This window comes from Pseudalkalibacillus sp. A8, from assembly GCF_045920555.1.
Lineage (GTDB): Bacteria > Bacillota > Bacilli > Bacillales > Fictibacillaceae > Pseudalkalibacillus.
The window spans coordinates 2103100-2116576 of record NZ_CP174509.1 but is presented as its reverse complement, the minus strand read 5'-3'; the positions used below and the strand labels follow the sequence as shown (position 1 = coordinate 2116576).

The window sequence follows — 13477 nt, the reverse complement described above, 5'->3', positions numbered from 1 at the left end:
TTACCGGTCCATTTCTTCAAATTCGGTTTCTGCTGGGTTACCCCTGAACATTTTCAATAGTACCGTCGTACAGATCCATCCTAACACGGCGTAAAGTCCGAAGAATAAAATGAACATCGAGCCGACGTGTTCACTTGTGGTCGCTCCATCTTTCGTCTCCATCACATGCCATAAGATCCAAGGTTGACGTCCGACTTCAGAGAAAATCCAACCAAATTCGATGGCTAGCATTGCAAGCGGACCTGACGCAACAATCGCCATCAGCAGATATTTTGAATATGGGTTTCCTTTTTTCCATTTATAAAACCAGAGATATTGAGCAGATAAGGCAACGAGAAACATGCCGATTCCGACCATTAAATCGAACAGGTAATGAATGAAAAGCGGTGCTGTCTCATCTTCAGGAAACTCTTCTAAGCCAATGACCTCTGCATTAGGATTACCATGGGCGAGTATACTCAAGAAATTCGGCATCCTTAAGGCATACTTCACTTCTCCATTCTCGTCCAGAATTCCCCCTACAATAAGGTCCGCACCTTCTTCTGTTTCAAAGTGCCATTCTGCCGCCGCTAATTTCTCTGGCTGGTATTCCGCAAGATACTTACCAGAAAAATCCCCGATTATGGCGGTTGCAATCGCAAAAACGAACCCTGATACCATGGTGAAATGCAAGGCTTTTTTATAGTACTCATTGTTCCCTTTCTTCAAAATCATAAAGGCTGTGATAGCTGCTAAAACAAAAGCTGATGTCAGATAAGCGGATGAAATGACGTGAGTTGCCTTAGTTGGTGTAGCTGGATTGAACATTGCTATCAATGGTTGAATTTCAGTAATTTCCCCATTTTCCAGCTTGAAACCTTTAGGCGCATTCATGAACGCATTTACAGTAGATATGAAAAAAGCTGACAATGATGCACCGATCACCACCGGTACAGATAGCAGCCAGTGGAGATAAGGATTTTTGAATCTATCCCAGGTATAGAGATAAATCCCTAAGAAAATCGCTTCAAAGAAAAATGCAAACGTTTCTAGGAATAACGGCAGCCCGATCACTTGTCCGGCTACTTCCATAAAACTTGGCCACAACAAGGAAAGCTGCAATCCGATACAAGTTCCAGTGACAACACCGACGGCAACCGTCACTACAAACCCTCTCGTCCACCGTCTTGCAAGCAACCTGAAATGATCGTCCTTCCTCCTGATACCGATCCATTCAGCTCCGCTGATCAACAACGGGACTCCGACTCCGAGGGTCGCAAATATGATATGAAATCCTAAAGTCAAACTTGTCAACAAACGACTGAGCATAGCGCTATCGAGTTCTGGCATTGACGATCCCCCTATTAAATGCAAAATACAGCTACTATTATCTTACCCTTATTGTAATCCCCCACAAACAGAAAACATAAAACAGATGTTACAAAATCATTTTGATCAGGCGAAAACTTTGTGACAAGTATCACAAAGATTATTACAGCTATCATTCTATCAGGTCTAGATTTGTTTGTGAAGTATTGAGCATATGAATATTGATAACCCACATATCAGTGGTTCGTCCAATATTCATCGTGTCTTTCAATCGGCAAAAAACAAAAAGCGACCACAAAAGGCATTTCCAGCCATTTGTGGTCACTTCACCATTACATTGCATCGAGCATTTTAAATTGAGATACGATCAGCTCGTAGTATTCTCCTTTTTGTTTCATCAGAGAATCATGGTTTCCTTGTTCAATGAGATTTCCATGATCGAGGACAAAAATATTGTCAGCTTCACGGATAGTTGAGAGCCTGTGGGCGATGATGATCGCTGTACGGCCTTTAAGCAATGTTTGCAAGGCATTTTGAATCTTCATTTCCGATTCTGTGTCAATACTTGCTGTCGCTTCATCCAATATCAAGATACGTGGATCTGCAAGTAATGCACGTGCAAACGAAATCAATTGCCTTTCCCCTACAGATAACACATTTCCTCTCTCTTCAACCTCTGTCTCATATTGATTCTCGAGTTTTTCGATGAAGGTGCTTGCCCCGACTGCTTCGGCAGCCTGGATGACTTCCTCATCGCTTGCATCAGGGCGTCCAAACCGGATATTATCCATGATCGTACCCGAAAAAATGAATGTATCCTGTAATACTACACTTACTTTTTGTCTTAAGCTATCAAGCTTAACATCTCGCAAATCAACGCCATCGATTTTGACAGACCCTTTCGTTGGATCATAGAATCTGCTAATAAGATTGGCGATCGTCGTTTTACCTGATCCTGTATGTCCGACTAAAGCGACAGTCTCACCAGCTTCTATCGTCAAGTCAATACTATTTAATGCTTTACGTTTATCATCATATGAGAATTCCACTTGATCGAATTCGATCTTCCCGTCGATTTCATTAAAAGTAAGTGCATTTTTGCGTTCTGATACATTCGGCTGTTCATCCAAAAATTCAAAGATTCGCTCACTGGATGCCATGGCAACCAGTAATTGGTTGTAAACCTGCCCCATTCGTGAGATCGGTTCCCAGAACATACCTAGATAGAATGCAAAGGTTACGAAAACCCCATAGTCCATTCCGTTTTGGATCAAGTGAACACCATACCATATGAGGATGGCCGTACCGATGGCATTTGACATTTCAACGAAAGGACGGAAGACCGCACTCTTCCGGGTGGCGTCCTTCCAGCTTTCAAATGTCTCACCGTTTACTCCCTCGAAGAACCCCATGTTTTCTTTTTCCTGTGTATAAGATTGGGTCACCCGGATTCCCTGAATGCTTTCATTAAGATGGGAATTGAGCTTCGCTTGCTTGATCCGGACCATCTGCCACGATCGGCGGATGTTTCTGCGTAATTTCGTAGAGATGAAAAACATGATCGGAAGGACAATCATGATTGCTAAAGTCAATTCAGGACTTAAGAAGAACATGATTACGATAATTCCGACCAGAAGGATGAAATCCATCAATAGATTGATAACCCCGTTTGTAAAAAGTTCCTGCAGTGAATTGACATCATTGATGATCCTTACGAGAATCGATCCAGCCGACCTTTGATCGAAAAACCGATGCGAAAGTCTCTGGATATGTTTGAACAATCCTTGGCGGATGTCATAAATGATGTATTGCCCCAGCTGATTCGTCCATTTGATCCGAAATGTATTTGCAATCCAAGCTATGATGTAAAGGCCTGCAATTCCGAAGATCAATTGGATCAGCAAGCTCTCGTTTTGATCCTTGATCGCATGGTCGAAAAGCAGAACCCCGATGAAGATCGGAACGACTAGTCTTACTGCAGTTGAGATCAACATTGCAATGATTGATTTTGGCAGTAAATTCGACTGATATGGTTTCATGTAACCAAAAAGACGTAGCATCTGTTTCCAGTTGAATTGTTTTTCTATTGCTTGATCCTGTGAATAATGAAATCGTTTTTTCGTGTTGCTGCTCATTCTCTCACCTCACTTAACCTGTCTGTCTTTGTTTTATTGCCTCTTTATCTTTGTATTGGATGTCGTAGACCCTACGATACATACCTTCTTGATTGATTAATTCTTCATGTGTGCCGCGTTGTGCAATTCGCCCGTCTTCCAATACAAGGATTTCATCCGCATGCTTCAAGGAAGAGATACGGTGGGCGATGATGAATGTAGTCCTACCTTTCATCACTTCCTGGAAGGCTTTCTGAATTTTGAATTCGGTCTCCATATCGACTGCACTCGTCGCATCGTCCAGTATGAGAATACTTGGATCTGTTAGAATGGCACGAGCAATTGCAATCCGCTGCTTTTGACCTCCGGATAGTCCCATACCCCGTTCACCAAGAATAGTATTGTAGCCATCCGGCAGCTCCTTAATGAACTCATGAGCTTGAGCCCTTTTTGCTGCATCAACGATCTTTTCGAACTCTACGTCTGCATCCCCATATGCGATGTTGTCTCTAATCGATGAAGAGAACAAGAACGTTTCTTGTAGAACGACACCTACATTTTTTCTGAGGGATTTGATGGTATATTCCTTGATATCTCTACCATCGATCAAGACCCTGCCTTCCTTCGGTTCATAGAATCTTGAAATCAATTGTGTGATGGTTGTTTTTCCCGCTCCAGTAGCCCCTAGAAGTCCAATGGTCGTTCCCTTCGGAGCCTTGAAGGACACGTTTTTCAACGCGTACTCTTCTTCACTCGCATACTTATGTGTAACCTCGACGAACTCCACATCACCATTCAACGTATCAATATGCAGTGGATCTTCCGTGTCTTGGATATCTTCTGGTTCATCTAAAATTTCCAGTAGACGCTCACCTGAAGCCTTTGATTGTGAGAATGTATTGATGACGAAACCAAGGTTCATGATCGGCCAGATGATATACCAAACTAGACTGAAGAAAGCGACAAGTTCACCTGGTTTCAATTGATTGTTGAATACAAGGAATCCACCATAAGAGAGCAGGAATACCACACATAGGTTCCCGATCATTTCCATAAGCGGGAAGTATTTTGCCCAGATGTCAGAGGTGTTCAAGTAATTATCCCTGTAATCCTTGTTATTGTTAACGAATTTTCCGATTTCGAAATCTTCCCGCGAAAGAGATTTGATCGTATTGATTCCACTTACATTTTCTTGTACTTTAGTATTCAAACGGCCCATCGATTTCCGGATTCCTCTGAATGCCGGATGTACCTTCTTATCAAATCGGTAAACAGCAACTGCCAAAAACGGAAGCATGCCGAGCGTGACGAATGCAAGCGGTACTGAGTAATAGAACATTACACCTAAACTGAATGATACGAGCAAGACGAAGTTGATGACCTGTGCAAACCCGAAGGATAAAAAGAACCGAAACCCCTCGACATCAGCAGTCAAACGTGACATCAGGTCTCCGGTTTTAGCATTGTCATAGTATCTGAACGGTAAAAACTGCAGCTTTTTATATAATGCCTCCCTCAGTCTATAAACTGCGGTGACACCGAATAAATCGCCTAAATACTGGTGGAAGAATGTTGCTGTTCCTTTGATCGTCATCACGATTATGAAGCCGATCGCCAGATAAGGTATCCATCGGTATTGCTCATTGATGATGACTTCATCAATTGTGAACTGCAGAAGCATTGGATATATGACAGTAATACCTGATACGAATAATAGTGAAAATACTGAGAGTAAGAAATATTTACGATAAGGCCAATAAAATTCTTTCAAACGTCTAAAAGTATCCACAAAAGCACCTGCCTTCTTTTTATGTATTGTTTAAAAAGTCATAATATAAATAATATAACGGACTCCGAAATAAATAACCATAATTTTGCTTAAATTTGTTAAGTTTGTTAAGGAAAAATTTACATATTTAAAACCATATTATTATCTATCGGATTATAGTACCGGATCTTTAATTAAATTTCTACGAAATTCACTCCCTTTCCGCGGGCAAAAGAAAAGCGGAAGCGACCCGCATATTCACGTAGGTCACTGGAAGACTGACGAGGAGGCTGTGGCCGCCGCAGGAAGTTTGAAGTGATCCAAGTGACTGGTCGCTGAGCTGGACATTACTTCTCCGTATCCTCGCTGTGGGGTCTCGCCTGGCTCGCTGTTCTCGCAGGAGTGTCGCAAATTTCGCCCAAAGATCCTTTTTACCTAAATCAGTCTAAAAATTTACCAAAGCTTAAAATTTCATTAATTTTCAGAATTTATATAGAAGAAAAAAATAGAGCCTAACTTGCGTTAGGCTCTACCTTGAAATCTCCATTAAACGTTAAGTGTTTCTTGACCTGGCTTCCAGTTTGCAGGGCAAAGGCCGCCAGTTTGAAGAGCTTGAAGGACACGTAGTGTTTCGTCTACGTCACGGCCAATGTTGTTGTGGTTGACCACAGAGTACATTAGCTCGCCTTCTGGACTGATGATGAACAATCCACGAAGTGCAACCCCTTCTTCTTCAATCAACACGCCATAGTCTTCAGAGACTTTATGGTTCGTGTCTGCAGCTAATGGGTATTTCAATTCACCTAATCCGTTATCATCACGGTTCGTGTTGATCCATGCCAAGTGAGTGTGGATCGTGTCTGTAGAAACGCCGATCACTTCAGTGTCAAGGTCTTCAAATTCATCATAGCGGTCGCTCATCGCAGTGATTTCTGTAGGGCAAACAAATGTGAAGTCCATTGGATAGAAGAAAAGGACTGTCCACTTGTCATTCTTCATGTTTTCTTCAAGGCTTACTTTTCCGAATTCTTTGTTTGGAAGTACTGCATCCATCTCAAAGCGTGGTGCTTGTTTTGCTACCATACGTTCTGCCATTCGTAATCCCTCCAAAAATTGATTTTTCATGTAAGATCGGCTATAACACCTATCTCTTCACACAATTATTGTACATACTATATTATAATCTTTCCCTTATTGATAGTCAATATTAAATGAGAATTAATTTAATATAGCGCACTAGACATGTTTACTATATCCAAAAAAGGCATGTAGTAAACGTTTTGAGCATGTCCATATATATTCTAACGTGTTTCCTCCCTCTTCTCAAAAGATATACTCTGGCCATATCGATTGCGGCCTTATACGTTAGTCCGTTATAGTATTATTATTCTGACCTAAAGAGCCAAGGAGCTGATAGTATGGAACAAATACTCGCAAAAATCGATTGGGCTGAAATTTTAAAAGATGCCGGAATACTGACTCTTAAATTGGTATTCATATTGATCGCGTTCATGATTGTAAAAGCGATTGGTAATCGTATCATTCAATCTACATTTGAAAAGATTCAAACTCGGAAAGACATGTCTCCCGGAAGAGCCGTTACGCTGAAAAGCATAACGAAAAGCGTCTTTTCGTACGCACTTATCTTTATATTAGTGGTTGCTGTCATGGGGACTTTTGAATTGGATGTCACAGGCCTATTAGCTGGAGCTGGTATTATAGGATTAGCGATCGGTTTTGGCGCCCAAGGGCTTGTCAGTGATGTTGTGACAGGTTTCTTCATTCTATTGGAAAAGCAGCTTGACGTAGGAGATTACGTTACGACGGCTGGCTTTGACGGTATCGTTGAGGATACTGGTTTAAGAACTACTCATATTCGGGGGTTTGACGGTACTCTCCACTATGTCCCCAACCGTGAGATCAGCGCGATAAGCAACCATACTCGCGGGAACATGAGAGCACTCGTCGATATCGGCATTTCTTATGATGATAATATTGATAAAGCAATCGGAGTCCTGCAAGATGCTTGTGACCGTATCGCGGCGACGAACGACAATATAGTCGAGGGGCCGAATGTACTTGGAGTACAATCTCTAGGTTCATCGGATGTCGTATTGCGTGTCATTGCAAAAACGAAGAACGATATGCAATGGGGTGTTGAGCGCGAACTTCGCAAAGCCCTTAAGGAAGCATTGGATGCACACGGAATCGAAATTCCGTTCCCTCATCAAGTGTATGTACACAAAAACGAAAATCAATGATGTTTATATAGTCGTTACTCCGGGTACCTTCTTGAAAAAAGGAGGGTACTTCCTATGTCTTATGATTCTCAAGAAGAACTACCTGATCAAGTGAAGAACAATCTTCCGGAGCATGCACGTGAAATTTATAAAGAATCCTTTAACTCAGCAAGTAAACAGTATGACCAGGAAAAAACCGCACATAAAGTCGCCTGGAACGCGGTAAAAGAAAAATATGAAAAGAACGAAAACGACAACTGGGTGAAAAAAGACAACTAATAACGGTGCCAGGTACACTTTCAAACCTCAGTAGCCTCAAGGGTTTATAAAGTGTATCTGGCACTATTTTAACCTGTGATGATTTCACCGTAGGGATAGCGGACTTTACGGCGAAGACTAGGTTTCGCAAGAATGAATAAAAGAGTAAGAGGTCCAAGTTTCCCGAAATACATCAACAGGATGATGACGATCTGGCCGATTACGGATAGATCGCCTGTGATCCCCAGCGAGAGGCCGCATGTGGAGATAGCCGAGACCGCTTCGAACAAAATTTCGATGAAGGATGCGTCTTCCGTAATCATCATGATGAAAACAGTAGTAAACAATATACCGAGCAAGATGACAGTTATAGCAAATGCACGGATGATCGTGCTGTCACTGATCGTACGTCCGAGAATGACTGCTTCACTTTTTCCTCTTAAAAAGGTCGCGACTGAAAGCAATAAAGCGATAAAGGTGGTCAATTTGATTCCTCCTCCAGTCGAGGTACTCCCTGCACCGATGAACATCAGGATGATTGTGAAAAAGACTGAAGCATCTTCCATACTACTTACATCCACGGAGTTCAACCCTGCCGATCTTGGAGTCACCGCCTGAAAATAAGAATTGAACAATTTATCGGAGAGTGTCATCTGACCGATCGTTTTAACATTAGTAAACTCGAGTGTAAAAATGACAATTAATGCGACAAAATTAATTACCACCGTACCGATGATCATCAGTTTCGAATGCAGGGAAAGTTCCCTGAACTTCCTGCTGTAGTATAGATCTAGAATGACTGTAAATCCTAACCCGCTTAATACGAATAAAGTGGAAATTACCGTTAAGATGACAGGATTGTCATTGTGACTAATCAAACTGTCGGACCATATGGAAAAGCCAGCACTGTTGAAACCTGAGATACTATGAAAAATACTTGCATAAGTTCCCTGTTTCCAACCCATTTCAGGTACCCAAATAGACATCAGAATCAGTGCCCCAATCGTTTCTGAAACGAATGCAAAAATCAACAAAACTTTAACCAACCGGAGAATCCCCCCATAGGATGATTGGTTGAGTGCCTGCTGAATCAAAAGCATGAATCGTATCCCTATTTTTTTACTTAACATCAGGACAATCAACACCGCAAAGGTCATGATTCCTACGCCGCCTGCTTGTATCAAGCATAAAATGACGATTTCACCGAACAGCGTGTAAACGGAGCCTGTATCCACCACAACAAGTCCCGTAATCGTAGAAGCGGATGTTGCTGTAAACAAGGCGGTCAGCCAGGTAATCTCTTCTTCGGTGGCCACAGGTAATTTCAGCAACAATGTTCCTATCGTAATCAAAGCGATAAAAGAAAACGCTAAAATTCTTGGCGGTGTCAAAACCACTTTTTTAAATTGTTCAGGAATACCTATATTCTGAAGATTCATATGTACTCTAAACTCCTCTTACATCAAAACTATCCAGAGAAATAAGTATACCCAAATATGACCAATATGTACATTGGACGATAAACTCCCCTTATGAATTAAAAAAGGGACAGCAACTGCCATCCCCTATTGTTGGTTGAAACGTTGATCGACCTGTTGACAAATCTCATCCGCTGTGTAGCCGTGAGCGTTGATAACTGATCCTTGAGTGACCGTGTTTTGGATTCCCATCACATTTTGATCCTGTCCTGTGATCACACAGCAATCACAATCTTCCGCATCCTGCTCTTGTTGTAATTGTTTGACCTCGTATCCTTTGCTTTGCAATGCCTCTTGTACATCTGTCAATGATTGTTCTACTCCGATTCTTGGCACTTCATCCACCTCCTTGCGAATATTGTTAATGTAACCTCATCAAGGAGGGGTTATGCATTTTATGGAAGCTTTGATGTAATCCATGCAACGGCGGTGCGATTGTCGTGAACCGAATATCGTTGAAAATAGAGTGATCATTACCTTGTAATTCCGCGTGATTTTCCATGAAATCCGTATATACCTGCGTGATTGACCTCCCTCTTCTATGTAAAACTTAAAAGAGCCCCTTCAAAGGGACTCTAAGTCGTTTTATGTGTCAAATAATCGATCAGTACGTTCGTCGCTACTTCCAATGCTTCTTCTTTCGGTTCGATTTTCGAATGATGAAGGCCATATGCCGTTTCAACACCCAGCCAGAACATGAAGCCAGGTATCTCTTTCAAGAAATAGCCGAAATCTTCCCCTGTCATCGCTTTATCGACCTTTAAAACTGAAAATTGCGGTTTATTTTTTTTCACATATTCACAAAACTCATGAGTGAGCTTAGCGTCATTGTTGACTTGGTAGTAGTTGGCACCATAATCAATTTGAGCCTGGCATTCAAACCCCTTTTCAATTCCGCTCACGAGAGCTTCGATCCTTTTTTTCACGATGTTCATCGCTTGAGGGGATAATGTCCGTATGGTTCCTTCGATCCTTGCGTTTTCAGCAATGATATTCTGCTTCGTACCACCCGTGATCTTCCCTATGGTGACGACTGCTGAATCGAGCGGATCCATATTTCTCGATACGATCGTTTGAAGTTGGGTGACAAGATGGCTCGCTGCCACAACCATGTCATTTGCTTCATGCGGATAGGCTGCATGTCCCCCTCTGCCTTTCAAGTCGATGAAAAGTTCAGAGGTGTTGGCAAACAGCAAACCTTCCTTAATGCCGATTGTGCCAACAGGAAGATTGGGTGCAATGTGTAAAGCGACCATCATGTCAGGACGCTCTTCATTGAACACTTCGCTTTCAAGCATCGGCAATGCTCCGCCAGGACCTTCTTCAGCAGGCTGGAAAATAAACAACAGATTGTCGTTCGGCTGGTTCGTCGCAAAGTGAGTCAACACGCCCAAAGCAATCGTCATATGAAAATCATGGCCACAAGCATGCATCATACCTTTGTGTTCCGAACGAAAATCATAAGTGGTTTCCTCTTCAATTGGCAACCCATCAATATCCGTACGATAACCAATTGTCTTCATTGGAGTTGCCCCGATCACTTTCACAAGCAACCCCGTCCGCCACTCCTTCACCTCTAGAAAATCTTGAGGAAGGGAACCAATGTATTTTAATAAAAATTGCTGGGTTTTCACCTCTTGAAAACCCAGCTCAGGAATCCGATGTAAGGAACGTCGGACTTTTATAAGTTGTTCGAGAGGCATCATATGTCGCTCTCTCCTTTTCTAATCTTCTTTCAATTGGCGAAGTTCTTGCTTGATTTCAGTCTTGCCTTTCGTCTTTTCATCAATCTTCTTGATGACACGGGCTGGTGTCCCAGCAACCACTGACAATGGAGGTACATCTTCCGTAACAACTGCTCCTGCTGCTACCACAGATCCTTCACCGACTCTTACACCTTCTAAAATAACAGCATTAGCACCAACAACAACGCCGTCTTCAACGACTACAGGGCTGGCTGACGGAGGCTCGATGACTCCCGCTAGCACTGAACCTGCACCGATATGGCAGTTCTTTCCGACGGTTGCACGACCGCCAAGCACAACATTCATATCGATCATCGTACCTTCACCGACGACAGACCCGATGTTGATCATAGCACCCATCATGATCACTGCATTCTTCCCGATTTCAACCTGGTCACGGATAATTGCCCCTGGCTCAATTCGTGCTTGTACACCTTTAAGATCCAGCAAAGGAATTGCTGAGTTCCGTCGATCGTTTTCTACCACATAATCTTCAATGGAAGATTCATTTTGTTCTATTGCAGCCTTTATCTCTTTCCACTCACCAAAAAGCACGCCGGTACTGCCTGTAATGAAAGACTTCGTGTCAGCTCCGAAATCAATTCCCTCAAGATCTCCCTTGATATGTACTTTTACAGGTGTTGACTTCTCACTATTTTGAATAAACGAGATGATTTCATTTGCATCCATCATTTTCATGTCCAATTCCTCCTATGACCAAATTACAAGCTGCTTAGTCCATTCCACTTCATGAACTCTGAGCTTCTAGTTCGTCTATTTCATTTCAATCGCGTTCATTTTATCGTATTTTCACCAAGATGTTAAGTGTTACGTACTTTGTTTCATCGACTTGATCAGTTCAATAAAGGCACTGACCTGTTTCAACTGGAGCGAAGCCTCACTGTTTATGATCCATGTGTCCCTGCTGAGCGGCTCATTCCGCTCATTCAAAATCGGAATCGTATGGATATTCCGGTCTTGACTAGTCAAGCTTATGGAAGGCAATATTGCATAACCGATACCGTTCAACGCCATCTGTTTACAGGTCTCGATCTGATCCACGACAATCGTCCTTTTCGGTGGGGATTTGAATTTCTTCACCCACCAGTCCTGGATTTCCTGATAATAAGTAGAATGGCTTCTGAATTGGATGAAAGGTCTTGTCGTCTCCTTCAATTCCTCCAAAGACTGGATTTTTGTATCGACAAGGTTCAGTTCATCTTTCATCAAATACTCTTTTGGTCCCTTCCAATCAGGATAACCTCTTATGATCCCTACATGGTAATGATCGCTGAACAATTGCCGCTGAACTTCACTGCTCCACCCTGTAACTAGTGAAATTTTCACGTTCGGAAACTGTTCCACATATTCCTTCAATACCTTCGGCAGCCAATATTGACCTATGATCGATGCAACAGCAATCTTCAAAGTTCCATGTACGACGTCTCCTAGTGATAAAATTTCATCCTGCAGGTCCTCTTCGGTCTGGAGGGTCTTGTTGACAAATTCAATAACCTTTTCTCCTGCCGGTGTGAGTGTCAACCCTTTTTGTGATCGGATGAAAAGCTTCGCCCCCCATCGTTGTTCGATGGATTGAAGCCGCTGGCTCAATGCTGGCTGTGAGACATAAAGCCGTTCAGAAGCTTTGCGCATATTCAATTCAGCTGCCAATACATTCAACACTTTAAACTCGGTCATCTGCATAATCCCTCACACCTTTGTTGATAAGTTTTCCTTATCATAGAACATAAAATAATTGTCATTTTATTATAGCTGAATATAGCATACGATAACAACAGAAGCTGAAATGGAAGAAGGTACCATTATGACTCTATTATTGATATTCATTGGTTTTGCTGCAACTTTTATCGGTACACTTGCTGGAAGCGGCGGACTGATCAATCTTCCAGCCATGCTCCTAGCTGGTGTTCCGGTACACAACGCAATCGCTTCAAACAAATTTTCTAATATGCTAAGTTCTTTTTCAAGCTTTTTCGTTCTATTGAAACGGAAAGAAGTGAAGCTGAAAGCTGCATTAAAAATAGCCCCATTCAGTTTTATTGGCGGGATTATGGGTGGGTTGATCGCTTCCTCTTTATCAGAACGAACCATGATCATTATCGGGATCAGTTTATTGGGCATAGCCTTTCTTACATCCTTCATCAAGAAACCACCACAGCAGAATGACGGACATGAAAGATTATCATTGTGGAGTTACCCAAGTTTATTCGGAATTGGCACATATGACGGCATGTTCGGACCCGGTCAGGCAACGTTCCAGATGTATCTATTTTTCTATCAGGGTATCTCTTACCTCCGAACCATCGCCTACACCCGATTCAATACTTTTTTAAGTTGTTTCGGGGGTTTTATCAGCTTCTATGTAACTGGCTATGTCCGGTGGGACGTTGCTATCCCTTTATCGATCGGTTCATTGATAGGGGCCCAAGTCGCCGTCCGGCTTGCTGGCAAACTTTCAAAATCGGTCGTAAAACTGATATTGCGGTTTATCACTGTTTTACTCTTGATTCAACTCGTCTATCAATTTCTAGGAGGGAACTTATAA

Annotated in this window: 12 protein-coding genes; 3 read left to right on the top strand and 9 right to left on the bottom strand. The window is 42.3% G+C overall.

The window, feature by feature from the left end; genetic code table 11:
• The 4 genes from ACJROX_RS11030 to ACJROX_RS11015 form a co-directional block, all read right to left on the bottom strand.
• Positions 1 to 1329 (bottom strand): cytochrome ubiquinol oxidase subunit I, encoded by a 1329-nt coding sequence (locus ACJROX_RS11030; RefSeq protein ID WP_408010813.1) that lies wholly within the window; start codon positions 1327 to 1329, stop codon positions 1 to 3.
• Positions 1330 to 1640: 311 nt separating this feature from the next.
• The gene (locus ACJROX_RS11025) at positions 1641 to 3443 is read right to left on the bottom strand and encodes an ABC transporter ATP-binding protein (RefSeq protein WP_408010812.1); all 1803 of its coding nucleotides are present in this window, start codon (positions 3441 to 3443) and stop codon (positions 1641 to 1643) included.
• A gap of 13 nt (positions 3444 to 3456) precedes the next feature.
• Positions 3457 to 5211 (bottom strand): ABC transporter ATP-binding protein, encoded by a 1755-nt coding sequence (locus ACJROX_RS11020; RefSeq protein ID WP_408010810.1) that lies wholly within the window; start codon positions 5209 to 5211, stop codon positions 3457 to 3459.
• Between the two features lie 525 nt (positions 5212 to 5736).
• A complete protein-coding gene (locus tag ACJROX_RS11015; RefSeq protein WP_408010808.1) occupies positions 5737 to 6285 on the bottom strand; it encodes a peroxiredoxin in 549 nt (182 codons plus the stop codon).
• A 323-nt stretch (positions 6286 to 6608) separates the two neighbouring features.
• On the opposite strand from ACJROX_RS11015, the gene ACJROX_RS11010 reads away from it, so the two are divergent.
• Together ACJROX_RS11010 and ACJROX_RS11005 are read left to right on the top strand one after the other, a co-directional pair.
• On the top strand, positions 6609 to 7451 hold the full coding sequence (locus ACJROX_RS11010; protein WP_408010807.1) for a mechanosensitive ion channel family protein: 843 nt from the start codon (positions 6609 to 6611) through the stop codon (positions 7449 to 7451).
• A 54-nt stretch (positions 7452 to 7505) separates the two neighbouring features.
• Positions 7506 to 7709 (top strand): ChaB family protein, encoded by a 204-nt coding sequence (locus ACJROX_RS11005; RefSeq protein WP_408010806.1) that lies wholly within the window; start codon positions 7506 to 7508, stop codon positions 7707 to 7709.
• Positions 7710 to 7777: 68 nt separating this feature from the next.
• Here ACJROX_RS11005 and ACJROX_RS11000 read toward each other — a convergent pair whose 3' ends face one another.
• The 5 genes from ACJROX_RS11000 to ACJROX_RS10980 form a co-directional block, all read right to left on the bottom strand.
• Positions 7778 to 9127, bottom strand: a complete 1350-nt coding sequence (locus ACJROX_RS11000; RefSeq protein WP_408010805.1) for a TrkH family potassium uptake protein — start codon at positions 9125 to 9127, stop codon at positions 7778 to 7780.
• Positions 9128 to 9253: 126 nt separating this feature from the next.
• Positions 9254 to 9502, bottom strand: coding sequence for a YkuS family protein (locus ACJROX_RS10995; RefSeq protein WP_408010803.1), 249 nt, complete (start codon positions 9500 to 9502; stop codon positions 9254 to 9256).
• 239 nt (positions 9503 to 9741) lie between these two features.
• On the bottom strand, positions 9742 to 10869 hold the full coding sequence (locus ACJROX_RS10990; RefSeq protein WP_408011633.1) for an N-acetyldiaminopimelate deacetylase: 1128 nt from the start codon (positions 10867 to 10869) through the stop codon (positions 9742 to 9744).
• A 21-nt stretch (positions 10870 to 10890) separates the two neighbouring features.
• Complete coding sequence (gene dapD, locus ACJROX_RS10985; RefSeq protein ID WP_408010802.1) at positions 10891 to 11610, bottom strand: 2,3,4,5-tetrahydropyridine-2,6-dicarboxylate N-acetyltransferase; 720 nt, start codon at positions 11608 to 11610, stop codon at positions 10891 to 10893.
• 129 nt (positions 11611 to 11739) lie between these two features.
• The gene (locus ACJROX_RS10980; protein ID WP_408010801.1) at positions 11740 to 12615 is read right to left on the bottom strand and encodes a LysR family transcriptional regulator; all 876 of its coding nucleotides are present in this window, start codon (positions 12613 to 12615) and stop codon (positions 11740 to 11742) included.
• 121 nt (positions 12616 to 12736) lie between these two features.
• Here ACJROX_RS10980 and ACJROX_RS10975 point away from each other — a divergent pair, with 121 nt between their 5' ends.
• A complete protein-coding gene (locus tag ACJROX_RS10975) occupies positions 12737 to 13477 on the top strand; it encodes a sulfite exporter TauE/SafE family protein (protein WP_408010800.1) in 741 nt (246 codons plus the stop codon).

Excerpts from the sequence above, each read along its gene's own strand:
- ACJROX_RS11015 (WP_408010808.1), bottom strand. The coding sequence starts at position 6,285 with ATGGCAGAACGTATGGTAGCAAAACAAGCACCACGCTTTGAGATGGAT.
- ACJROX_RS11005 (WP_408010806.1), top strand. The coding sequence starts at position 7,506 with ATGTCTTATGATTCTCAAGAAGAACTACCTGATCAAGTGAAGAACAAT.
- dapD (WP_408010802.1), bottom strand. The coding sequence starts at position 11,610 with ATGAAAATGATGGATGCAAATGAAATCATCTCGTTTATTCAAAATAGT.
- ACJROX_RS11010 (WP_408010807.1), top strand. The coding sequence starts at position 6,609 with ATGGAACAAATACTCGCAAAAATCGATTGGGCTGAAATTTTAAAAGAT.
- ACJROX_RS11030 (WP_408010813.1), bottom strand. The coding sequence starts at position 1,329 with ATGCCAGAACTCGATAGCGCTATGCTCAGTCGTTTGTTGACAAGTTTG.
- ACJROX_RS11000 (WP_408010805.1), bottom strand. The coding sequence starts at position 9,127 with ATGAATCTTCAGAATATAGGTATTCCTGAACAATTTAAAAAAGTGGTT.
- ACJROX_RS10975 (WP_408010800.1), top strand. The coding sequence starts at position 12,737 with ATGACTCTATTATTGATATTCATTGGTTTTGCTGCAACTTTTATCGGT.
- ACJROX_RS11025 (WP_408010812.1), bottom strand. The coding sequence starts at position 3,443 with ATGAGCAGCAACACGAAAAAACGATTTCATTATTCACAGGATCAAGCA.
- ACJROX_RS10990 (WP_408011633.1), bottom strand. The coding sequence starts at position 10,869 with ATGCCTCTCGAACAACTTATAAAAGTCCGACGTTCCTTACATCGGATT.
- ACJROX_RS10980 (WP_408010801.1), bottom strand. The coding sequence starts at position 12,615 with ATGCAGATGACCGAGTTTAAAGTGTTGAATGTATTGGCAGCTGAATTG.